Genomic DNA, 21,042 nt, shown 5'->3' with positions numbered 1-21,042 from the left:
TGGGTGGCGAAGCCGCCCCAAATCGTACCGCCGCGGTGTGTCAGGTCAACACGGGACGACTGGTTTTGGGGCGGCTTCGCCACCCAGCGCGGGGCGAGCCCGCTCACTACAAAACCGCATATATCAGGTGTAGATAAACCGATTCACGATACCCTCAAGCATCTCCTGGCGCCCACTCACGGCCTGCGGGTTCAGTTCGTTGGCAAACGCATGCTCGGCCAGGGACTCCAGGCTGAACTCGCCCGCCAGCACCGCTTTGCCCAGCGGCTGCTGCCAGCCGGCATAACGCTGGTCCTTGAACTGTTGCAGCTGGTCGTTCTGCACCATGGCGGCCGCGCGTTCCAGGGCCAGGGCCAGTACATCCATGGCCGCGACATGGCCGTGGAACAGGTCCACGTCATCCAGGCTCTGGCGGCGCACCTTGGAGTCGAAATTGTAGCCGCCATTCTTGAAGCCGCCGGCCTTGAGGATTTCATAGGTGGCCAGGGTCATTTCCTCGACGCTGTTGGGGAACTGGTCGGTGTCCCAGCCGTTCTGCGGGTCGCCGCGGTTGGCGTCGATGCTGCCGAAAATTCCCAGCGACACCGCCGTGGCAATCTCATGATGAAAGCTGTGCCCGGCCAGCGTCGCGTGGTTGGCCTCGATATTCACTTTGATCTCATGCTCCAGGCCGTACTCATGCAGGAAGCCGAACACCGTGGCGCTGTCGTAATCGTATTGGTGCTTGGTCGGCTCCTGAGGCTTGGGCTCGATCAGCAAATCGCCCTTGAAGCCGATCTTGTGCTTGTGTTCCACCACCATGCGCATAAAGCGCCCGAGCTGTTCGCGCTCGCGTTTCAGGTCGGTGTTGAGCAGGGTTTCATAGCCTTCGCGACCGCCCCACAGCACGTAGTTGGAACCCTTGAGCCGCAGCGTCGCATTCATCGCGCTGAACACTTGGGCGGCGGCGTAGGCGAACACTTCCGGGTCCGGGTTGCTCGCGGCGCCGGCGGCAAAGCGCGGGTTGCTGAAGCAATTGGCGGTGCCCCACAACAGCTTGATCCCGGTCTGTTCCTGATGGCGCTCCAAGTGGTCGACCATCTGCGCGAAGTGCTCGCGATACTCCTTGAGCGAACTGCCTTCGGGCGCGACGTCGGTGTCGTGGAAGCTGTAGTAGTCGATGCCCAGCTTGGAGAAAAACTCGAAGGCGGCGTCTGCCTTGCCGATGGCCAGTTCCATCGGGTCGCCGCTGCGCTGCCACGGCCGCTTGAACGTGCCGACGCCAAACATATCCGCCCCCGGCCATACAAAGGTGTGCCAATAACAGGCCGCCATGCGCAGGTGCTCGCGCATGGGCTTGCCGAGGATGAGCTTGTTGGCGTCGTAATGGCGAAAGGCGAGGGGGGCGTCGCTGCTGGGGCCTTCGAAGCGAACCTTCTCGACACCGGGGAAGTACGGCATGGCGTTTTCCTTATTGTTCTTGGCGGTGGTTCGATACTAGCAACGGCATGAGGGCTGGCGATTATGAAAATCACCAAGCCATGGTGCGATTTTGAGTGGCAGGGTCTAACCTGCACCCACCGGCCCCAGGACAAAAACAATGAAAACCCTACCGCCCGTGCACCGCATCGCCTTGCTTTTCAACGGCAGCAAAATCTACGACCGTGGCATCATCGCCGGCATCGGCAATTACTTGAGCAGCACCCGCGCTTCCTGGGACCTGTTCCTGGAAGAGGATTTTCTGTGCCGCCTCAAAGGCATCGAGCGCTGGCAGGGCGACGGGATCATTGCCGACTTCGACGACCCGCTGATCGGCGAGGCGCTGGCCGGTAGCAAGGTGCCGGTGGTGGCGGTGGGCGGTTCCTATGAGGATGCGAGCGCCTACCCCAAAGGCATTCCTTATGTGGCGACGGACAACGATGCGTTGATGCGGATGGCCTACGAGCACTTGATCGAGGCCGGCCTGACCCGGTTTGCCTGCTTCAGCTTGCCTGAAGCCCAGGCCAATCGCTGGGCCCAAGAACGTGAGAAAGCCTTCAAGCGCCTGTTGCAGCGGGACGGGTTGCCGGTGCAGATCTATCGCGGTCTGGGCACCAGTGCGCCGCTGTGGGACAGCGCGGTGGAACAGCAGATTGCCTGGCTGCAAAGCCTGCCCAAGCCCATCGGCATTATTGCGGTCACCGACGCCCGCGCGCGGCAATTGCTGCAGGCTTGCCTTACTGCGGGCATCGCGGTGCCGGAGGAAGTGGCGCTGATCGGCATCGACAACGACCCGCTGACCCGCACCCTCACGCGCGTGCCGTTGAGTTCGGTGATCCAGGGCACCGAAACAATGGGCCGCACCGCTGCCGCGCTGTTGCACCAGATGCTGCATGGCAAGCCGTGCACGGGCACGCAGGTGCTGGTGCCGCCGGATGCAATCAATGTGCAGGCGTCCAGCCTGCACCAACCCTTGGGCAATCCGTACGTGATGCAGGCGCTGCTGTTCATTCGTCAATACGCCTGCCAGGGCATCAAGACTGCGCAGGTGGCGGCCTATGTCGGCGTGTCGCGTTCATCGCTGGAAGCGCACTTTCGCAAGGTGCGCGGCTGCAGCGTGCATGACGAGATCCTGCGCTTCAAACTCGCCAGCGCCGCCAAAGGCTTGCGCAGCAGCACCCTGGCGATTGCCGACATCGCACAGCAGTGCGGCTTCACCTCGGCGCAGTACCTGCACACCGTGTTTCGCCGGGAGTTTGGCTGCACGCCACGGGAGTATCAGCACGTCCCGGCAAACTTTGCGGCCCGAGGCCATTCGCCGCTGGACTTGCACCGCACAGACTAGGGAGAATGGTTTTTTGTGGCGTAAATGGAAGCTCCCATGACCGACAGTGCCCAGCGTGCCGCCAGCGACATCGACCTGATGACCGAAGTGGCCATGCTTTATTACCTCGACAACATCACCCAGGAAGCCATTGCCAAGCGCTTCGACCTGTCTCGGGTCAAGGTCAGCCGCTTGCTCAAGCGCGCCCGTGATGAAGGGGTGGTGGAAGTGCGGGTATTGCAGCACCCGGCCCTGAACACTGAGCTGGAACACGCCTTGGTCGAACGCTTCCAGCTGGACCGTGCCTTGATCGCGGTCGACCATGGCGACCCCGACACCCAGCGCTCGGCGGTCGCCAGCCTGGTCGCCAATTACCTGAACAAGACCCTCAGCGACGGCATGATCATCGCCGTCGGCATGGGCCGCAACGTGGGCGCGGTGGCCGATAATGTGTTCCTGCCGGTGACGCGCAATTGCACCTTTGTGTGCGCGATCGGTGGCTCGCTCAAGGCCGGCGAATACATGAACCCCGACCATATCTGCCGGCGCCTGGCCCTGCGTTTCGGCGCCGAGAGCGAGACCCTCTACGCCCCGGCTCTGGTGGCCAACCCGGAACTGCGCAGCGTGCTGATCAACAACGACACCGTGCGCTCGACCCTCGACCGCGCGCGCCGCGCTGATATCGCGTTGATCGGCATCGGCGACATGAGCGAGAACAGCAACATGGTGCGCATGGGCTGGTTCTCGCCCCAGGAAATTGCCCAGGCACGCGTGTCCGGTACGGTGGGCGACATGATGGGCTACGACTTTATCGACATCCACGGCCAGCCGGCCGTCAACGCCATGCAGGGCAGGGTGATCGGCCTTTCGGTGCAGGAGCTGGCGCGCATTCCCGACGTGGTGGCGATCGCCAGCGAGAACACCAAGGCCGCCGCCACCCTCGGCGCGTTGCGCTCCGGGGTGATCAACACCCTGGCGACGACCGTGTCGAATGCCTACACGATCCTCGCCCTGGATGACGCCACGCGCCGTCAGGCGTGAAGGCGGGCCTCGACCGATTCGGCGAGATTGGTCAGGATCAGGCAGCAGGACACCGCGCCCGCATCCAGCACGCCCAGGGAGCGTTCGCCCAGGCGGCTGGCGCGGCCGATTTTCGCCACCAGGTCACGGGTGGAATCGCGGCCCTGGGACGCCGCGCTTTTCATCCGGCGCAAGGCTTCGCTGAACGACGCACCGCTGGCCTGAGCCTGCTCAAACGCTTCGACCGCCGGAATCAAGGTGTCCATCAGGCACTTGTCGCCCACGCCTGCGTCGCTGATGTCTTGCAGTGATGTCAGGCCGCCGCGCAGCAGCCTGGCGAAGCTCGCGGCATCGATGCTGTCGCGGCCGCGCACCTCATCGGCCATGCCGATAAACAGGCTGCCATACAGCGGGCCCATGGAGCCGCCGATGCCTTCCATCAAGGCCAGGGTCAGCTCGTCCAGGGCTTCGGCCAGGGACAGTTCGCGTCCTTGCAGGGTCTTGCCGCAGCGCGAGAACCCCTTGGCCATGTTGATGCCGTGGTCGCCGTCGCCGATGGCGCCGTCCACTTCGCTGAGGTATTCGCGGTTGGCCACGATGATCGACACCAGGTTGGTGACGATGGCGCTACCGCTGTTGCTGGGGAAATGCTCGCTCATGCTTCACTCCGCTTGGGTCATGCCGATGGAGCGGCACGGTCTGTCGATCAGGCTGCTCAGTTCGGCATCCAGCCCGAGCAGGGTCAGGGTCACGCCCATCATTTCCAGGGACGTGAAGTAGTTGCCCACATAGCAACGGTGAATGCTTAGGCCCTTGGCGCGCAGCAGGCGCTCGACCTCGGCATAGAAAATGTACAGTTCCATGACCGGCGTGGCGCCGAGCCCGGAGACCAGCACCACCACGCTCTGGTCCTGGGTGAAGTCGCGGTCGGCCAGGATCGGCGCGAGCATGCGCTCGGCCATGGCCGCGGCGGATTCCACCGTCACCACCTCGATGCCGGGTTCGCCGTGGTGGCCGATGCCCAGTTCCATCAGGCCGTCGGCGATCTGGAAGTTGGGTTTGCCCACGGCCGGGATGGTGCAGGGCGTGAGGCCCACGCCGATGGAGCGGCAGTGGTCCACGGCCTTCTGCGCCACGCGGATCACGCCGTCGAGGTCGTAGCCTTGGGCGGCGGCGGCACCGCCGATCTTCCACATGAAAATCTCACCGGCCACGCCGCGCCGCTTGGCGATGTCCACCACAGGGGCCGAGGCCACGTCGTCGTTGGCGACCACGGTGCGGATGTTCATGTCTTTGCTGGCGGCCATTTTCATCGCCAGCTTCACGTTCATATTGTCGCCGGCATAGTTGCCGTACAGGCAGGCCACGCCCGCGCCCTGGTCGGCGGCGCGGAACGCATCGAAGAAGCTCTTGGCGGTAGGCGACGAGAAGATTTCGCCGACCGCCACCGCATCCACCAGGCCCGGGCCGACATAGCCGAGGAATGCCGGCTCATGGCCCGAGCCGCCGCCCGTGACGATGCCCACCTGGCCGGCCGGTGAAGCGATTCGCTTGCGGATCACCCGTGGATTGTTCTCGTACTGCGCCAGTTCCGGGTGCGCCACCAGGATGCCCGCAAGCATGTCCTCGACCACCAGGTCTGGATCGTTAATGACTCGATTCATGCCGTGTTCCTTTTGTTCTTATAGAGAGAAGCCGGGTTACTGGATGCTGTAGCCGCCGTCGATCATCACGTTTGCGCCGGTGATCATCCTGGCCGCGTCGCTGACCAGGTAAAGCACCAGGCCGGCGATTTCCTCGGGCTGGGCGAAGCGCCCCACCGGGATCTGCAATTTGGCCCGTTCCCCCAGCTCGCCGGCCCAGGCCTGCTTGCCCAGGGCGGTTTCGACAATCGTCGGCGACACGGCGTTGACGTTGATGCCATGGGACGCCCATTCCATGGCCAGGACCTTGGTCATGCCGACCACGGCGGCCTTGCTGGCGCAGTAAGCCACGTGGCGGTCCAGGCCGATGACGGCGGCCTGTGACGCGAGGTTGACGATACGCCCGCCGCCACGTTCGAGCATGTGCCGGGCACAGGCCTGGGCCACGAAGAAGCTGGCCTTGAGGTTGATATCCAGAGTGGTGTCCCAGGCGTTTTCGCAGACCTCCAGCGCCTTGTCCAACAGGGCCACGCCGGCGCTGTTGACCAGGTAATCGATACGCCCCAGATGGATGGCCGCCTGGTCGACCGCCGCCTGTATCGCGTCGGTCTGGCGCAGATCGACCATCAGGCCCAGGTGGCCGGCACCTAGCCCTGTGGCGACGTCAACCACGGCCGGATCGCGATCCAGCAACACCACCCTCGCGCCACGCTCCACCAACAGCTCGGCACAGGCGCGGCCGATACCGGCGGCGCCCCCGGTGATCACGGCGCAACGGCCGGTGAGGTCGAACGCCTGGTTCCAGAAATTGGACATTGCACACACTCCGCTTAGCGTTTTTTCTTGCGCCAGACATCAATCAACACCGCGAGCACGATGATCAATCCCTTGGCCACTTGTTGGTAATAGGAGGACACCCCGAGCAGGTTCAAGCCATTGTTGATCACGCCGATCAGCAGCGCGCCGAACAGCGTGCCGACGATGCTGCCGGTGCCGCCCGACAAGCTGGTACCGCCGATCACCACGGCGGCAATTGCGTCCAGTTCATAGGAAACGCCTGCCTGGGGCAGGGCCGAGGTGGTGCGCGCGGCGAGTACCACGCCAGCCAATCCCGCGAGCAGCCCGGAAATCACATACACCGAAAACGTCACCTTGCGCACGCCGATGCCGGAGGTGCGCGCACTTTTCTCGTTGCCGCCCACTGCGTACACGTAGCGCCCGTAGGTGGTGTAGCGCAGCACCATCCAGAAGATCAGCGCGACCACCGCAAAGATAATGATCGGCACGCCGATGGGGCCGAGCTTGCCGATGCCCATGGCCAGGAAGCTGTCCGGCAGGTCGGTGACCGGGCTGCCATCGTTGAGGATAAAGGTCATGCCCCGCGCCACGCTGAGCATGCCGAGGGTGGCGACAAAGGGTGGGATCGACAGGTTGGCGACCATGAAGCCGTTGACCACGCCGAGCATCGCCCCGGCGAACATCCCCGCGCTCACCGCCGCCAGCAGGCCATAGCCCTGGGTGGCGACCAGCGCGCTGCATAAACCGGCGAACGCCAGGATCGAGCCCACCGACAGGTCGATGCCCTTGGTCAGGATCACGTAGGTCATGCCCACGGCGAGGATGCCGTTGATCGAGGTCTGGCGCAGGATGTCCATCCAGTTGCGCCAGGTCATGAAGTATTCGCTGGAGAACGCCATCACCAGGCACAGCAGGATAAACACCAGCGGCAGGCCGAAGCGGTCGAGGGACACGCGCAGGCGATTGCGCGGCGCGGCGGTAACGGGGGCGGCGAGGATTTTGCTATTCATGAGGCAAGACTCAACAAGGCTTCCTGGGAAAGGGCGGTGTCGGTGCTGACGGTCACCAGGCGACCGCCCTTGAACACGGCGATGCGATCGCTCAGGTGCAGCAGTTCCGGCGCTTCGGACGAAACCACAATGGCCGCGCCACCGGCACGCACGAACGCGTCCAGCAAGTGATAGATCTCCTGCTTGGCGCCCTCATCGATGCCGCGCGTGGGCTCGTCGCACAGCAGGCAGATCGGCTGGGTCGACAGGCATTTGGCGAGCACGACCTTTTGCTGGTTGCCGCCGCTCATGGACTCCACCGGCAGGTCCAGGGACGAGACCTTGATCTGCAGGCGCTTGACCATGCTTTGCGCCAGGGCCTGTTCCTTGCGTGGGTTGATCACCGACCAGCGCGACAATTGCTTGTAGGCCGACAGCGCAATGTTCGCCAGGATGCTGGCGCTGAGCACCAGGCCGCTGTCTTTGCGGTCTTCGGTCACCAGTGACATGCCGGCGCGAATCGTCGCCGCCGGGGCGCCGGTGGGCAAGGGTTGGCCTTGCAGGGTGGCGCTGCCGGCATCGGGCACGGTGAGGCCGTACAGGCAGTTGAGGAATTCGCTGCGGCCCGAGCCCATCAGCCCATAGATACCGAGGATCTCGCCCTGGCGCAGTTGCAGGCTGATGTCCTGGAACTCGCCGTCGCGGCTCAGGCCGCTGACCTCCAGGCAGGTGGCGGCCGTGCATGCGCGGCCGACCTTATGGTCGATGCGCTGCAGCTCCTGGCCAACGATGCCGCGCACCAGGTGGGCGCGGTCGATAGCGGCCATGCGCCCGCTTTCCACAAAGGCGCCGTCGCGAAAGATGCTGTAGTCATCGGCGATCTGCGCCAGCTCGCTGAGGCGGTGCGACACGTAAATGATGCCGGCGCCGCGCGCCGTAAGACGGCGGATGGCCTTGAACAGCGTTTCTGTTTCGCGCTCGCCGATGGCCGAGGTGGGTTCGTCCATGATCATCACCTGGCAGTCGTGGCTGAAGGCCTTGGCGATTTCAACCAGTTGGATCTGCGCCACGCTCAGGCGGTGCATCGGGCTGGTGGCGTCCACCTCGAATTCCAGGCTTTGCAGCAGCTCGCGGGTGCGACGGTTGAGTGACTTGCTGTCGACAATACAACCGGCGCGGCGCGGTTCGCGGCCCAGCCAGATGTTTTCGGCCACGGTCATGTAGGGGATGGGTTCCAGCTCTTGGGTGATCATCGCCACGCCGGCAGCGAGCGCCGCGCTGGGGCGGTCGAACTGCACCGGCTGGCCGTTGAGCAGGATGCTGCCGGCGTCACGCTGGGTGATGCCCATCAAGATACTGAGGAAGGTCGATTTGCCAGCGCCATTGCCGCCGCACAGGGCGTGCACACTGCCGGCACGCAGGGAGAGCCGCCCATCACGCAGGGCCGGGACCCCGGCGTAGGCTTTGCAAATGTGTTCAGCCTGGAGCAGTAATGGCGTGGCCATTGGTGTGTCCTCTTGCTGATTTCTTATTAGTTGTGCGTATCCAACAGTGTGATCATATGATCGGATAGTGATCATATGTTTAAACCGCTTGTGCGTATTTTGTCAATGGGTTGCGCCGTGTCTTCCTGGGTTTTTGATGTTTTTACCCGTATCCCCTGATAGATAAGCCTTGACAGCGAAGGGTTTGCCGTTCGCTAATGATTGTGCAATATTTCAGTAGGTGATCATTTGATCGTGGCGGAGAAGCAGTCATGGGTGCACACACTAAGTTTTCGGTAGCCGTCGGTTGCGATGAGGCCGGCTTCGAACTCAAGGAATTGCTCAAGCGCTATATCGAATCCTTGGGTTACGCGGTCCAGGACTTCGGCTGTTACTCGCTCAGCCCCGTGCTTTATCCGGACATCGCGGTGGCGGTTGCGACGGCGGTGGAAGCTGGCGAGCAACGCCTGGGCGTGCTGATTTGCGGCACTGGCATCGGCATGGCGATTTCAGCCAACAAAATCAACGGTGTACGCGCAGCCCAGGCCCATGACACCTATTCGGCCGAGCGCGCGCGCAAGAGCAACGACGCGCAGATCCTGTCCATCGGCGCGCGGGTGATCGGAACCGAGCTGGCCAAGAGCATCGTCAAGGTGTTCCTGGCGTCGGAATTCGAAGCGGAGCGCTCCGGGGCGAAAGTCGAGCGCATCACGGCGCTCGAGCAGGCTGACAGGGCGTTGCCAAGGGGCAAGGAGGGCGCGTGAAGCGCGCCTCCTGTGGCGAGCGGGCTTGCCCTAATGCTGTTCAGTTAAGCGCAGATCCCCTGTGGGAGCGGGCTTGCTCGCGAAAGCGGTGGGTCAGCCAACATCAATGTTTGCTGAGCTGACGTCTTCGCGAGCAAGCCCGCTCCCACATTTAATCTTCGTTGCTTTGAGCATTGCGTTCGCTTAACTGAACGGCATTAGGGCAAGCCCGCTCGCCACAACAACTACTGGCGACTCAGCGTCGGCACAACGCCTGTGCAAACCCCCATGCCACGGCGAGCTGCGGGCCCTTGAGGTATCGCGAAACATTTATTAATACTTATCTGTTCTCTACAGTTGTACGACGTCGTATCAACTGTGTTCGACTAGCTGGGCTCTCACAAAAAAAATAACGGAGACTCCCCCCTATGACCGGTTTTCCATCCGTCGAAGGCAAGGCTGTGGCGCCTGCGTCCGGCCATGTTGTACGACTTCTAAAGCTGCTCGGCCCAGGCGTCATCGCGGTACTGTCCTGGCTCGGCGCAGGCGATCTGATTACCTCCTCCGTTGCCGGCGCCAACTACGGCTACGCCATGATGTGGGTGCTCGCGGTATCGCTGCTGCTGCGGTACCTGATCGTCAACATCATTGCGCGCTTCCAGCTGTGCAATAACCAAGGCATGACGATCCTTCAGGGCTACGCCCAGTTGAACCCGTTTTTCGCCTGGTTCCTGCTGGTGTACGCGCTGCTGATGGGGCATTTGATGAATGCCTACATGATCAAGGGCGCGGGTGAAGCGCTGGCCATGCTGTTCAAGTCCGACTATGCGCTGCTGTGCTCGGTGGCGGTGGTGTTGGCGGTGTGGCTGCTGGTCGGGCGCAATATCTATTCGATGATCGAAGGCGTGATGAAAGGCCTGCTGGCGATCATGACCCTGGCGTTCATTGCTCTGGCGGTGATGTCCGGGCCGGATATGGCGGGCATTGTCAGAGGCACGATCGGTTTCAGCATTCCGCCGGATGAGGGCGTGCATGGCGCTCTGCTGGTAGCGGTCTCGGTGATCGGCGCGGTGGCGGGCTCGATCGCCAACTTCGTGCACCCCTACGTGATGCGCCAGAAAGGCTGGGTCGGCCCGCAGCACAAGCGCATCCAGCGTAACGACCTGCTGTTCGCCGTGTTCATCGGCATCGTGATCAACCTGGCGATCTGGATTGTCGGCGCCGAGATCCTGCGGCCCAACGGCATTGAAGTGAAGACCTTGGGCGACCTGGGCAAAGCGCTGGAGATCTTCTTCGGCCCGATCGGCTGGTACATCTTCTTTATCGGTGTGTTCGCGACGCTGTTCGCCAGCATCTCGGGCAAGACCACGGCCTTCCCGATGCTGATCACCGATGCGTTCCAGCACGTGCGCCCCGGACGCCGGGAACGCTACGGCAAAGAGTTCCACCATGACCCGATGCACAAGTGGTTCATGCTGTTCATCCTGGTGACGCCGCTGATCTGGTCGCTGCCGGGCATGCCGGACTTCGTCACGCTGACCATCGGTGTCAGCGCGCTGAACATCATTGGCCTGCCGGTGATTTCCCTCGGCTTGCTGATCATGTCCAACCAGAAGTCGCTGCTCAGCAAGGAGTACCGTAATAACCTGTTCGAGAACATTGCGTTGCTGTTTGCCACGGGGCTCGCGCTTTGGGTCGCGTTCCAGCTGGGTGTCGAACTATTCAGCTGACGAGCGGGTGAATGCAGGCGTCGCACCGGTTGATGCGACGCCTGCAGGCGGTCAACGAAACGCCGGCACCACCTGCTCGATAAACAGTGCCAAAGACTTTTTCTTCTCGGCATGGGGCAGGCTGTTGTCGCACCAGAAGCTGAACTCATCCACGCCCAGTTCCTGGTAGTACCGGATGCGCGGGATGATCTCTTCTGCGGTGCCGATCATCGCGGTTCTGTGCAGGCTCTCCAGTTCGAACTCTGGGCGTGCGGCGAACTTCTCTTCCGGGCTTGGCGCCAGGAAGCCGTTGACCGGCACGTTCTTATTGCCGAACCAGGCATCGAAGGTGCGATAGAACTTCGAGATCGCCTTGGCCCCAACCTTCCAGCCTTCCGGGTCATCGGCGGCGTGCACGTGGGTGTGCCGCAGCACCATCAATTGCGGGCGGGGCACGCCAGGGTTGTTGTCCAGGGCGGCCTGGAATTTGTTTTTAAGGTCCAGGACTTCTTCGTCGCCCTTCATCAGCGGCGTGACCATCACGTTGCAGCCGTTGGCCACGGCGAAGTTGTGCGAGTCGGGGTCACGGGCGGCGATCCACATCGGTGGGTTGGGCTGCTGGATCGGCTTGGGCACGCTGGTGGAGGTAGGGAATTTCCAGATGTCGCCATCGTGGGCGTAGTCGCCTTTCCACAAGGCGCGCACTACCGGCACCATCTCACGCAGGGCCTGGCCGCCGCTCGAGGCGGGCATGCCGCCGGCCATGCGGTCGAATTCCACCTGGTAAGCGCCACGGGCCAGGCCCACCTCCATGCGCCCGTTGCTGATCACGTCGAGCAATGCGCACTCGCCCGCCACCCGCAACGGGTGCCAGAACGGCGCGATGATGGTGCCGGCGCCCAGATGAATAGTGGTGGTCTTGGCCGCCAGGTAAGCCAGCAGCGGCATCGGGCTTGGCGATATGGTGTATTCCATCGCGTGGTGTTCGCCAATCCACACGGTGCTGAAGCCACCGGCTTCGGCCATCAGGGTCAGTTCGGTCAAGTCTTCGAACAACTGACGGTGGCTGACGCTTTCATCCCAGCGCTCCATGTGTACGAACAGCGAAAATTTCATGACGCTTACCTCGGATCTATTGTTATTTTCCGCAAAAAACGGGTTCGGCGGGGGATCAGGCAGGCACCGGCAGGGTACCCATTTTGCCGTGGCAATACACCAGGGGCCCATTGGGCTGCGCCGGCACGATCAGGTTCTTGACCGAGCCAACCATGATGGCGTGGTCGCCGCCTTCGTATTCGCGCCACAACTCGCATTCAATGACGGCCGTGGCGTTGGCCAGGATCGGATTGCCCAATGCACTCAGGGTCCACTCGATGCCTTGGGCCTTGTCCTTGCCTTTGCGAGCAAAGGCGTAGGCTTCGCTTTGCTGCCCGCCGGACAACACATGGATGGCAAAGCGCTTGTTCTTGATCAGCACGGGGTAGGAGTCGGAGCTGTAGTTGGGGCAGAAGAGCACCAGGGCCGGGTCCATGGACAGCGAGCTGAACGCACTCGCCGTGAGGCCGACGATTTGCCCGTCGTCATCGAGCGTGGTGATCACGGTGACCCCGGACGGAAACGAACCCATCACTTGTTTGTAGATGGCGGCATCGATCATGGGATGGTCCTCTGCTGTGAAGCGGTTTTTTAAATTTATAGGTCTGATGGTATACCGTAATACAGCAGTTGCAAGGGCTTTTTTGAACAAGCGATGAACGTGTTCAAAACCCGCCAGAACCCTCTATTGCGGGGGTTCTTCTCTTAATGGCGGGTGTTTTCGGGTCGGGATAGCCGGATCAGAGGCAGGCTAAAACAGCGGATCAGCCTTGTTAAAAGCTTGGAATACCATAATATGGTGTTCATCTGAGGGGCGGCCGTAGAGCGCCCCCGGTTGGCGTCAAACAACTATAAGATCAGACAAACGCGAGTTATTCCTATGCCTCAGATGTCCCGGCAAGACCCCCTGATCGAGCATCACACGGTCGACTACGTCCCCCTCGCAGAGCGCCACGGGAAGGCCCGCGACCTGTTCACGTTGTGGTTCAGTACCAATATTGCGCCGCTGCCCATCGTCACCGGCGCGATGGTGGCCCAGGTGTTTCACCTCAACCTGATGTGGGGGCTGCTGGCGATTGTTCTCGGGCATCTGCTCGGCGGTGTGGTGATTGCCCTTGCCTCGGCCCAGGGCCCGCGTATGGGCATCCCGCAGATGGTGCAGAGCCGCGGCCAGTTCGGGCGCTATGGCGCGCTGCTGATCGTGTTTTTCGCGGCACTGATCTACATCGGTTTTTTCATCTCCAACATCGTGCTGGCCGGCAAATCCATCGTCGGCATCGTGCCGTCGGTCCCGGTGCCGGCGAGCATCCTGATCGGCGCGCTCAGTGCTACGGCCATCGGTGTGATCGGCTACCGCTTTATCCATACCTTGAACCGCATCGGCACCTGGGTAATGGGCAGCGCGTTGCTCGCCGGTTTCGTCTACATCTTTGCCCATGAGCTGCCGGCGGATTTCCTCACCCGCGGCAGTTTCAACGCCGCCGGCTGGCTGGCCACGGTATCGCTGGGGGTGATCTGGCAGATCAGCTTCTCGCCCTACACCAGTGACTATTCGCGCTATCTGCCGGTGGACATCGGCATCGCCCGGCCGTTTATCGCCACCTACCTGGGCGCGACCCTGGGCACCATCCTGTCGTTCGCCTTCGGCCTGGTGGCGGCGCTGGCGACACCGGAAGGCACCGAAGCGATGGTCGCGGTCAAACAGGCCACCGGCGCGCTGGGGCCGATCCTGATGGTGCTGTTCCTGCTCAATATCATCAGCCACAACGCCCTGAACCTGTACGGCGCGGTGCTTTCGATCATCACCTCGATCCAGACCTTCGCCAGCCACTGGACCCCGAGCATCAAGGTGCGCGTGGGGCTGTCGGGCGTGATCCTCGCCGGTTGCTGCTTGGTGGCGCTGGGTGCGTCGGCGGACTTCATCGCGCAATTTATCGGGCTGATTCTTGCGCTGTTGCTGGTGCTGGTGCCGTGGGCCTCGATCAACCTCATCGATTTCTACATCATCAAACGCGGGGTGTACGACATCGCCTCGATTTTCCAGGCCGACGGCGGGGTGTATGGGCGGTTTAACCTGCATGCAATCGTGGCGTATTTCATCGGCATTATCGTGCAACTGCCGTTTGCCAATACGTCCTTGTATGTGGGGCCGTGGGCCAACCTGGTGGAAGGCGCGGACCTGTCGTGGCTGGTGGGGTTGGTGGTGACCTGTCCGTTGTATTACTGCCTGGCGACGCGCAAGCAGGCGCAGAAGGTCAGGGCGGTGAAGCTGGGTTACACCGACTAGACCCTGAATCAACTCAAGTGCCCGGCCAGTGCCGGGCATTTTTGTATCTCGCGCGGGCGCGCCACAACGGGATGTCATGGCAAGCTTTGATCGTTCCACGCGGAGCGTGGGAGCGTTAAAAATAAAAAAGGCCGCCATGACCCGACGCCATGGCGACCCGAAGGTGATGCTTCGTTAAGGGTCAGTGCGCCCCGGCCGCCTTGTTCAAATCACTCTCGGTCCACTGCGTATACACACACGCATCCGCCGTCGCCCAGCGCACCCGCACCGGGTCACCGGCCTTGAGCGGCATGCCGGCGGCAGACAGCGCCTTGACGGTCATCGAGGTGCCGCCGTGGGTCTTCACCGCGCAGGTCTGGCTTTCGCCAAGAAACAACACCTCCCCGACAATCGCCGACACTTCATTCCAGCCTGCGGCCAACGGTTGCTCGGCGGCCTGTTCGACGCTCAGCGCCAGGGCCTTTTCCGGGCGCACCATCAGCAATACATCCTGCTCGGTGCGCAGCCCGCTGGTCAGGCGGATTGACAGCGACTGGCCTTCGAAGGACGCCGCCGCATTGCCCTGGGCCTTGAGCTTGAGGAAGTTGGAGTTGCCGAGGAACGACGCGACAAACGCGTTCGGCGGGTTCTGGTACAGGTCGAAACCGCTGCCCAGACCGACGATCTTGCCGTGGCTGAAAATCGCGATGCGCTGGGACAGGCGCATGGCTTCTTCCTGGTCGTGGGTCACGTAGACGATGGTGATGCCCAGGCGCCGGTGCAACTGGCGCAGTTCGTCCTGCAGGTCTTCACGCAGCTTCTTGTCGAGGGCGCCCAGGGGTTCATCCATCAGCAGGATGCGCGGCTCGTACACCAGCGCGCGGGCGATGGCGACGCGTTGTTGCTGGCCGCCGGAGAGTTGCGAAGGGCGGCGATGCGCAAACTGCTCAAGCTGTACCAGCTTGAGCATGGCGTCGACGCGTTTCTCGCGTTCGGCGCTGGCCAGTTTGCGGATGGCCAGGGGAAAGGCGATGTTGTCGCGCACCGACAAGTGCGGGAACAGCGAGTAGCGTTGGAACACCATGCCGATGTCGCGCTTGTGCGGCGGCACGTTGACCAGGGATTGCCCGCTCACCAGGATCTCGCCGCTGCTCGGCGTTTCAAAGCCGGCGAGCATCGACAGGGTGGTACTCTTGCCCGAGCCGCTGGAGCCGAGGAAGGTGAGGAACTCGCCGTCCTGGATGTCCAGGGAGATGTTGTCCACGGCGGCAAAGTCGCCGTAGTACTTGTTCAGGTTGCGCAGGCTGACCAGGGGTTGGCCAGGGTTGCGCACATCTTGGATCACTGCACTCATGTTCTGCTCCTGGGCGCTTAGGCGCTCGGTTCGGTGCGCCGACGAAGGGCGGCGGCAATCACCATGACCAGTACCGACAGGCCGATCAGCAACGTCGAGGCGACGGCGATCACAGGCGTCAGGTCCTGGCGCAGGGTGGTCCACATTTTCACGGGAAGGGTTTGCAGGGTCGGGCTGGCCATCATCACGCTGAGCACCACTTCGTCCCACGAGACGAGAAAGGCGAACAGCGCACCGGCCACCATCCCTGGGCGAATTGCCGGGAAGGTCACCTTGAACACCGCCTGCAAGCGCGAGGCGCCGCAGATCACCGCGGCGTCTTCAATCGACTGGTCGAACAGCTTCAGCGAGTTGATGATCGAGATGATGGTGAACGGCAGCGCGACGATCACATGGCTGACCACAAAGGCGAACATCGTGCCGGTGTAGCCGAGCTTGAGGAACAGCGCGTACACCGCCACGGCGATGATCACCAGCGGCACGATCATCGGCAGGGTGAACAGGCCGTAGAGCAGCTCGCGGCCGGGGAAGCGCCCGCGCACCAGGGCAAAGGCTGTCGGCAGCCCCAGCGCGACGGCGAAAATCGTGGTCAGCACCGCCACCTTGAGGCTGGCCATCGCCGCGTTCATCCAGTCGGGGTTGGAGAAGAACTGGCCGTACCATTTCAGCGTCCAACCGGGCGGCGGGAACACCAGCCATTGCGACGAGCCGAACGACAGCAGCACGATAAACACGATCGGCAGGAGCAGGAACAGGCCAATCAAACCGGTGGTGGTGTACAGTCCCAGGCGCATCCTGCGGCTCATGGCGTTGGGGGTCAGGAGCATGACGGCTTACCTCGCGTTGCTGGCGCCAACCGGAGATTCCGGCTGGAGCTTCAGGTAGAAGTAGAACAGCACCAGCGTGATGAAAATCAGCAATGCCGCACCGGCACTGGCCAGGCCCCAATTGAGGAACGATTGCACCTGCTGAATGATGAACTCGGGCAGCATCATGTTCTGCGCACCGCCCAACAGGGCGGGGGTGACGTAGTAACCGAGGGACATCACAAACACCATCAACCCGCCGGAAAACAACCCCGGCCGGCACAGCGGCAGGAACACCCGGAAGAAGTTGGTCCATGGGCTGGCGCCACAGATGGAACCGGCCTGCAGGATCATCGGGTCGATGGCCTGCATGGTCGCCTGCAGCGGCAACACGATGAACGGAATCATGATGTAGCTCATGCCGATCACCACGCCGGTGAGGTTATGCACCATTTCCAGCGGTTGATCGATGATGCCCATGGCCATCAGCGCCTTGTTGATCACTCCCGAGGCTTGCAGCAATACCAGCCAGGAATAGGTGCGGGCGAGCAGGCTGGTCCACATCGACAACAGCACGATATTCAGGATCCAGCGGCCCCAGCCGCGCGGCACCAGGGTAATCGCCCAGGCCAGCGGAAAGCCCAGCAGCAGGCTGAACAGGGTCACCAGGCCGGCCACCGAAAAGGTATTAAGCAGCACCCGCGCATACGCCGAGTTGGCGAACAGCTGTTCGTAGTTGCCAAGGCCCGGCACCGGCTCCAGCACGCCGCGCAGCAGCAGGCCGATCAGCGGCGCCAGGAAGAACAGGCCGAGGAACAGCAGCGCCGGAATCAGGTTGCTCGACCCGCGCCAACGCTGCGCCAGGGACGGCGCCCCGGCCTTGGCGCCAACTGCACCAGAGGCGCCGAGGGCGCCTCCGGTCGGCGTGGTTGCCGTCATTTTCATTTGACTAGCCATTCATTCCACCGTGTCGCAATGGCCGGACCGTTCTTGGCCCAGTAGGCGAAATCGAGAGTGATCTGATCCTTTGCATAGGCCGTCGGCAGGTTGGGCGCCAGGACCGAATCCAGGCGCTGCACGCTGTCGATGTTCACCGGCGCGTAGGCGGTCAGGTTGGAGAAATCCGCCTGGCCCTTGGCGCTGCTGGCATTGGCCAGGAACTTCATCGCGGCCGCTTTGTTTTTCGAGCCTTTAGGCACCACGAGAATGTCGGCCATCACCAGGTTCTGCTTCCAGCTCACGCCCACCGGTGCGCCGTCTTCCTGCAAGGCGTGGATGCGGCCGTTCCAGAACTGGCCCATGCTGACTTCACCGGACGCCAGCAACTGTTGCGACTGCGCGCCGCCGCCCCACCAGACGATGTCTTTCTTGAGGGTGTCGAGTTTTTTGAAGGCGCGGTCCAGGTCCAGGGGGTAGAGCTTGTCGGCTGCAACACCGTCGGCCAGCAGCGCCAGTTCCAGCACGCCTGGGCTTGGCCATTTATAGAGGGCGCGTTTGCCGGGGTAGGTCTTGGTGTCGAACAAGGCGCTCCAGTCCTGCGGTTTGCCGGCGCCGAGCTTGCCTTCGTTATAGCCGAGCACGAAGGAGAAGAAGAACGAACCGACGCCATGGTCGGAGACGAAGCGCGGGTCGATCTTGTCGCGCTGGATCACCGAGAAGTCGAGGGGCTCGAGCAGGCCTTCGGCGGCGGCGCGCAGGGCGAAGTCGGCTTCGACATCCACCACGTCCCACTGCACGTTGCCGCTTTCGACCATGGCCTTGAGTTTGCCGTAGTCGGTGGGACCGTCCTGGACCACGGTGATGCCGCTGGCTTTGCTGAACGGGTCAGCCCACGCTTGCTTCTGCGCATCCTGGGTGCTGCCGCCCCAGCTGACGAAGTTGACACTTTCCGCCGCCAGCGCCGCCTGGCTGGCCACGCTCAACAACCCCGCGAACAGCGCCGCGGTTGCACCTTTGTTCAACACCATTTTTACGCCCTCATTGTTGTGTTTATGAGCGGGGCTTTGGAGTGCCCGCCTATCGGGAGCAGTCGGTCCGGATTACCTGGTCAAGGTTGTCCGGCCTATGGAATATCATATTATGGTATTCCAAGCTTTGCGCAAGCACTTTGCCATACCGGTTATCCGCCAACGCTGGGTTTCCAGACTCAGATGAAGGGGATGCTTTCCACGACTTCCAGGTCGTAACCGGTCAAGCCTGCGTATTTCAACGGTGGTCCGAGGTGACGCAGCTTGCCAACGCCCAGGTCCTGCAATATCTGCGCCCCGGTGCCGACTTCCGAATAAATCCGCGACTGCGACCGGCTGAACTGACGCGGTGCCTGGGTCAACTGCGGTACGCGCTCCAGCAATGCCTGGGACGACTCATGGTTGGCCAGCACCACCACCACGCCGCTGCCTTCTGCCGCCACGCGTTGCAGGGCGGCCCACAAGGTCCAGTTGGAGGGGCCACTGTAATCGGCGCCGACCAGGTCGCGCAGTGGGTCGATCACATGCACACGCACCAGCGCCGGTTCATCGCGGCGCAGTTGGCCCATGACCATGGCCATGTGCACGCCGCCGTCGATGCGGTCTTCAAAGGTGATCAGGCGGAAGGTGCCGTGCACCGTGGGCAGGTCGCGTTCGCCGATGCGCACCACGGTGCGTTCGGTGCTGAGACGGTAGTGGATCAGGTCGGCGATGGTGCCGATCTTGATCCCGTGCTTGTGGGCAAAGGCTTCCAGCTCGGGGCGGCGGGCCATGGTGCCGTCATCGTTCATCACTTCGACGATCACCGAGGCCGGTGTGTGCCCGGCCAGGCGCGCCAGGTCGCAACCGGCTTCGGTGTGGCCGGCGCGGGTCAGCACGCCGCCATCCTTGGCACGCAGCGGGAAGATATGCCCCGGCTGCACGATGTCGGCGGGGCCGGCGTTGATGTCGACGGCCGCCGCCACGGTGCGTGCGCGGTCGGCCGCGGAGATGCCGGTGGTGACGCCGGTGGCGGCTTCGATGGACACGGTAAACGCGGTGCTGAACACGCTGCCGTTGCTGGGCACCATCTGTTCCAGGCCCAGGCGTTGGCAGTGTTCGTCGGTGAGCGTCAGGCAGATCAGGCCACGGGCTTCGCGGGCCATGAAACTGATAGTCTCGGCGGTGCAGCACGCTGCGGGTAGCAACAAGTCGCCTTCGTTTTCCCGGTCTTCGTCGTCCACCAGCAACACCATCTTGCCCTGGCGGTAGTCTTCGATGATGTCTGCGATGCTGTTGAAGGGCATAGGGAATGCTCGTGTTGTTGGTTGTATGTATTATGGTATACCACAAAACTCAAACAAGAGGAGGTCAGGATGAAGGCTTACTGGATTGCCCATGTCGATGTGGCGGATGCCGAGCAATACACGCAGTACACGAGCCGTGCGCCAGCGGCGTTCGCCAAGTTTGGCGGGCGCTTTCTGGCCAGGGGCGGGCGCAGCGAGGCACTGGAAGGTGGGCCGGCGCGGCAGCGCAACGTGGTGATTGAGTTTGATAGCTACGAGCAGGCGGTGGCGTGCTACGCGTCTGTGGAATATCAAGAGGCAAAGGCGCAACGGGAAGGCGTGGCGCAGGCGCAGATCATTATCGTGGAAGGGCTGGCGCCTTAGATCAAGATCAAAAGCAGGTTGGATGAATTGCGCCGATCTGCTTTTCTGTGGGAGCTGGCTTGCCTGCGATGACATCAACTCGGTGTGCCTGATCTACCGAGGTGCCTGAATCGCAGGCAAGCCAGCTCCCACAAAGGCCAGTCAGCACAGGTTGAACCACATTCGGGCCGGACTCAGCGCATGAAGTGAATCTTGCCGCTGTCATCATTCCCCATGTACATGCCATACACTCCCGCCTGGCGTTCCTCGATGTAACGTTCAAGGATCTGCCGGATCGCCGGGTAGTAGATACTGTCCCAAGGGATGTCCTCGGGGGCGAAGAATGTGTAGGCCAGGGTTTCCGGCCCGAACTGGCCGGTGATCTCCAGCGCGATGGCGCGGAAGATGATGTACACCTCGCTGATTCTGGGCACGCTGAAGATCGAGTAGGGCGACACGATCTCGGCGCGCACGCCGCTCTCTTCCCAGACTTCGCGCAACGCCGCTTCTTCGGTGGTTTCGCCACCTTCCATGAAGCCGGCCGGCAGCGTCCAGGTGCCGGGGCGCGGGGGGATTGCGCGCTGGCACAGCAGGTACTTGCCGTCCTGCTCGATGATGCAGCCGGCGATAATCTTGGGGTTGATGTAGTGGATATAGCCGCAGCCCCGGCACATCAGGCGCTCGTGGGTGTCGCCCGGTGGCAGCTGGTGACCGAGGTCATGGCCGCCGCAGGTCGGGCAGAAGCTGGGGCTGGGCAC

The 21,042-nt window shown here is 62.5% G+C and carries 20 protein-coding genes; 6 read left to right on the top strand and 14 right to left on the bottom strand.

Annotated features, from left to right (window positions below; genetic code table 11):
• Positions 1-123 precede the first annotated feature (123 nt).
• Positions 124-1,440, bottom strand: coding sequence for a xylose isomerase (xylA, locus tag KVG91_RS26775; RefSeq protein ID WP_169375697.1), 1,317 nt, complete (start codon positions 1,438-1,440; stop codon positions 124-126).
• A gap of 139 nt (positions 1,441-1,579) precedes the next feature.
• Between xylA and KVG91_RS26770 the strand changes: the two genes are divergently transcribed.
• Complete coding sequence (locus KVG91_RS26770; RefSeq protein WP_169375696.1) at positions 1,580-2,803, top strand: XylR family transcriptional regulator; 1,224 nt, start codon at positions 1,580-1,582, stop codon at positions 2,801-2,803.
• 36 nt (positions 2,804-2,839) lie between these two features.
• Positions 2,840-3,823: a sugar-binding transcriptional regulator gene (locus KVG91_RS26765; RefSeq protein ID WP_169375695.1), complete on the top strand. Its 984-nt coding sequence runs from the start codon at positions 2,840-2,842 to the stop codon at positions 3,821-3,823.
• On the opposite strand, the gene dhaL is transcribed toward KVG91_RS26765, so the two are convergent.
• Genes dhaL through KVG91_RS26740 form a run of 5 tightly spaced genes read right to left on the bottom strand, consistent with a single transcriptional unit; the run spans position 3,814 to position 8,737 of the window.
• Positions 3,814-4,461 carry a dihydroxyacetone kinase subunit DhaL gene (gene dhaL / locus KVG91_RS26760; RefSeq protein ID WP_169375694.1) on the bottom strand — a complete coding sequence of 216 codons (648 nt, stop codon included), beginning with the start codon at positions 4,459-4,461 and terminating at the stop codon, positions 3,814-3,816. The two genes, KVG91_RS26765 and dhaL, sit on opposite strands and share 10 nt — an antisense overlap.
• A gap of 3 nt (positions 4,462-4,464) precedes the next feature.
• A complete protein-coding gene (locus KVG91_RS26755) occupies positions 4,465-5,466 on the bottom strand; it encodes a dihydroxyacetone kinase subunit DhaK (protein ID WP_169375693.1) in 1,002 nt (333 codons plus the stop codon).
• A gap of 36 nt (positions 5,467-5,502) precedes the next feature.
• Positions 5,503-6,261, bottom strand: a complete 759-nt coding sequence (locus tag KVG91_RS26750) for an SDR family oxidoreductase (RefSeq protein ID WP_169375692.1) — start codon at positions 6,259-6,261, stop codon at positions 5,503-5,505.
• A 14-nt stretch (positions 6,262-6,275) separates the two neighbouring features.
• On the bottom strand, positions 6,276-7,253 hold the full coding sequence (locus tag KVG91_RS26745) for an ABC transporter permease (protein ID WP_169375691.1): 978 nt from the start codon (positions 7,251-7,253) through the stop codon (positions 6,276-6,278).
• Positions 7,250-8,737 (bottom strand): sugar ABC transporter ATP-binding protein, encoded by a 1,488-nt coding sequence (locus tag KVG91_RS26740; RefSeq protein ID WP_169375690.1) that lies wholly within the window; start codon positions 8,735-8,737, stop codon positions 7,250-7,252. The genes KVG91_RS26745 and KVG91_RS26740 overlap by 4 nt, the downstream gene beginning before the upstream one ends.
• Positions 8,738-8,988: 251 nt before the next feature.
• Between KVG91_RS26740 and rpiB the strand changes: the two genes are divergently transcribed.
• Both rpiB and KVG91_RS26730 read left to right on the top strand, forming a co-directional pair.
• On the top strand, positions 8,989-9,480 hold the full coding sequence (rpiB, locus tag KVG91_RS26735; protein WP_169375689.1) for a ribose 5-phosphate isomerase B: 492 nt from the start codon (positions 8,989-8,991) through the stop codon (positions 9,478-9,480).
• 407 nt (positions 9,481-9,887) lie between these two features.
• The gene (locus tag KVG91_RS26730) at positions 9,888-11,189 is read left to right on the top strand and encodes an Nramp family divalent metal transporter (RefSeq protein ID WP_169375688.1); all 1,302 of its coding nucleotides are present in this window, start codon (positions 9,888-9,890) and stop codon (positions 11,187-11,189) included.
• 51 nt (positions 11,190-11,240) lie between these two features.
• Here KVG91_RS26730 and KVG91_RS26725 read toward each other — a convergent pair whose 3' ends face one another.
• Entirely contained in the window at positions 11,241-12,284 is a 1,044-nt protein-coding gene (locus KVG91_RS26725) for an LLM class flavin-dependent oxidoreductase (protein WP_169375687.1), read from the bottom strand.
• A 55-nt stretch (positions 12,285-12,339) separates the two neighbouring features.
• A complete protein-coding gene (locus KVG91_RS26720; RefSeq protein ID WP_169375686.1) occupies positions 12,340-12,825 on the bottom strand; it encodes a flavin reductase family protein in 486 nt (161 codons plus the stop codon).
• A gap of 318 nt (positions 12,826-13,143) precedes the next feature.
• Here KVG91_RS26720 and KVG91_RS26715 point away from each other — a divergent pair, with 318 nt between their 5' ends.
• On the top strand, positions 13,144-14,550 hold the full coding sequence (locus tag KVG91_RS26715) for a purine-cytosine permease family protein (protein WP_169375685.1): 1,407 nt from the start codon (positions 13,144-13,146) through the stop codon (positions 14,548-14,550).
• Positions 14,551-14,731: 181 nt separating this feature from the next.
• On the opposite strand, the gene KVG91_RS26710 is transcribed toward KVG91_RS26715, so the two are convergent.
• The 5 genes from KVG91_RS26710 to ribBA all read right to left on the bottom strand — a co-directional run bounded on the left by KVG91_RS26710 (position 14,732) and on the right by ribBA (position 19,942).
• Positions 14,732-15,883 (bottom strand): ABC transporter ATP-binding protein, encoded by a 1,152-nt coding sequence (locus tag KVG91_RS26710; RefSeq protein WP_169375684.1) that lies wholly within the window; start codon positions 15,881-15,883, stop codon positions 14,732-14,734.
• A 17-nt stretch (positions 15,884-15,900) separates the two neighbouring features.
• Positions 15,901-16,710, bottom strand: a complete 810-nt coding sequence (locus KVG91_RS26705) for an ABC transporter permease (RefSeq protein ID WP_169375683.1) — start codon at positions 16,708-16,710, stop codon at positions 15,901-15,903.
• 6 nt (positions 16,711-16,716) lie between these two features.
• Positions 16,717-17,646, bottom strand: a complete 930-nt coding sequence (locus KVG91_RS26700) for an ABC transporter permease (protein WP_178115063.1) — start codon at positions 17,644-17,646, stop codon at positions 16,717-16,719.
• Positions 17,631-18,656 (bottom strand): ABC transporter substrate-binding protein, encoded by a 1,026-nt coding sequence (locus tag KVG91_RS26695; RefSeq protein ID WP_169375681.1) that lies wholly within the window; start codon positions 18,654-18,656, stop codon positions 17,631-17,633. Before KVG91_RS26695 ends, KVG91_RS26700 begins: the two co-directional genes overlap by 16 nt.
• A 179-nt stretch (positions 18,657-18,835) precedes the next feature.
• Positions 18,836-19,942 carry a bifunctional 3,4-dihydroxy-2-butanone-4-phosphate synthase/GTP cyclohydrolase II gene (gene ribBA, locus KVG91_RS26690; protein WP_169375680.1) on the bottom strand — a complete coding sequence of 369 codons (1,107 nt, stop codon included), beginning with the start codon at positions 19,940-19,942 and terminating at the stop codon, positions 18,836-18,838.
• Between the two features lie 69 nt (positions 19,943-20,011).
• Here ribBA and KVG91_RS26685 point away from each other — a divergent pair, with 69 nt between their 5' ends.
• Entirely contained in the window at positions 20,012-20,305 is a 294-nt protein-coding gene (locus tag KVG91_RS26685) for a DUF1330 domain-containing protein (RefSeq protein WP_169375679.1), read from the top strand.
• A 173-nt stretch (positions 20,306-20,478) separates the two neighbouring features.
• Here KVG91_RS26685 and KVG91_RS26680 read toward each other — a convergent pair whose 3' ends face one another.
• A complete protein-coding gene (locus KVG91_RS26680; RefSeq protein WP_169375678.1) occupies positions 20,479-21,042 on the bottom strand; it encodes an NUDIX hydrolase in 564 nt (187 codons plus the stop codon).

The organism is Pseudomonas azadiae, from assembly GCF_019145355.1.
Classification (GTDB): Bacteria; Pseudomonadota; Gammaproteobacteria; order Pseudomonadales; family Pseudomonadaceae; genus Aquipseudomonas; species Aquipseudomonas azadiae.
The sequence above is the reverse complement of the archived record's forward strand: the minus strand, read 5'-3'. Positions and strand labels throughout refer to the sequence as shown.

What these genes read in the sequence shown, in the direction of transcription:
- xylA (WP_169375697.1), bottom strand. Translation starts at nt 1,440, where the DNA reads ATGCCGTACTTCCCCGGTGTCGAGAAGGTTCGCTTCGAAGGCCCCAGC.
- KVG91_RS26740 (WP_169375690.1), bottom strand. Translation starts at nt 8,737, where the DNA reads ATGGCCACGCCATTACTGCTCCAGGCTGAACACATTTGCAAAGCCTAC.
- dhaL (WP_169375694.1), bottom strand. Translation starts at nt 4,461, where the DNA reads ATGAGCGAGCATTTCCCCAGCAACAGCGGTAGCGCCATCGTCACCAAC.
- KVG91_RS26715 (WP_169375685.1), top strand. Translation starts at nt 13,144, where the DNA reads ATGCCTCAGATGTCCCGGCAAGACCCCCTGATCGAGCATCACACGGTC.
- KVG91_RS26730 (WP_169375688.1), top strand. Translation starts at nt 9,888, where the DNA reads ATGACCGGTTTTCCATCCGTCGAAGGCAAGGCTGTGGCGCCTGCGTCC.
- KVG91_RS26755 (WP_169375693.1), bottom strand. Translation starts at nt 5,466, where the DNA reads ATGAATCGAGTCATTAACGATCCAGACCTGGTGGTCGAGGACATGCTT.
- KVG91_RS26685 (WP_169375679.1), top strand. Translation starts at nt 20,012, where the DNA reads ATGAAGGCTTACTGGATTGCCCATGTCGATGTGGCGGATGCCGAGCAA.
- KVG91_RS26770 (WP_169375696.1), top strand. Translation starts at nt 1,580, where the DNA reads ATGAAAACCCTACCGCCCGTGCACCGCATCGCCTTGCTTTTCAACGGC.
- KVG91_RS26750 (WP_169375692.1), bottom strand. Translation starts at nt 6,261, where the DNA reads ATGTCCAATTTCTGGAACCAGGCGTTCGACCTCACCGGCCGTTGCGCC.
- KVG91_RS26720 (WP_169375686.1), bottom strand. Translation starts at nt 12,825, where the DNA reads ATGATCGATGCCGCCATCTACAAACAAGTGATGGGTTCGTTTCCGTCC.
- rpiB (WP_169375689.1), top strand. Translation starts at nt 8,989, where the DNA reads ATGGGTGCACACACTAAGTTTTCGGTAGCCGTCGGTTGCGATGAGGCC.
- KVG91_RS26695 (WP_169375681.1), bottom strand. Translation starts at nt 18,656, where the DNA reads ATGGTGTTGAACAAAGGTGCAACCGCGGCGCTGTTCGCGGGGTTGTTG.
- KVG91_RS26765 (WP_169375695.1), top strand. Translation starts at nt 2,840, where the DNA reads ATGACCGACAGTGCCCAGCGTGCCGCCAGCGACATCGACCTGATGACC.
- KVG91_RS26745 (WP_169375691.1), bottom strand. Translation starts at nt 7,253, where the DNA reads ATGAATAGCAAAATCCTCGCCGCCCCCGTTACCGCCGCGCCGCGCAAT.
- KVG91_RS26725 (WP_169375687.1), bottom strand. Translation starts at nt 12,284, where the DNA reads ATGAAATTTTCGCTGTTCGTACACATGGAGCGCTGGGATGAAAGCGTC.
- KVG91_RS26710 (WP_169375684.1), bottom strand. Translation starts at nt 15,883, where the DNA reads ATGAGTGCAGTGATCCAAGATGTGCGCAACCCTGGCCAACCCCTGGTC.
- KVG91_RS26700 (WP_178115063.1), bottom strand. Translation starts at nt 17,646, where the DNA reads ATGGCTAGTCAAATGAAAATGACGGCAACCACGCCGACCGGAGGCGCC.
- ribBA (WP_169375680.1), bottom strand. Translation starts at nt 19,942, where the DNA reads ATGCCCTTCAACAGCATCGCAGACATCATCGAAGACTACCGCCAGGGC.
- KVG91_RS26705 (WP_169375683.1), bottom strand. Translation starts at nt 16,710, where the DNA reads ATGCTCCTGACCCCCAACGCCATGAGCCGCAGGATGCGCCTGGGACTG.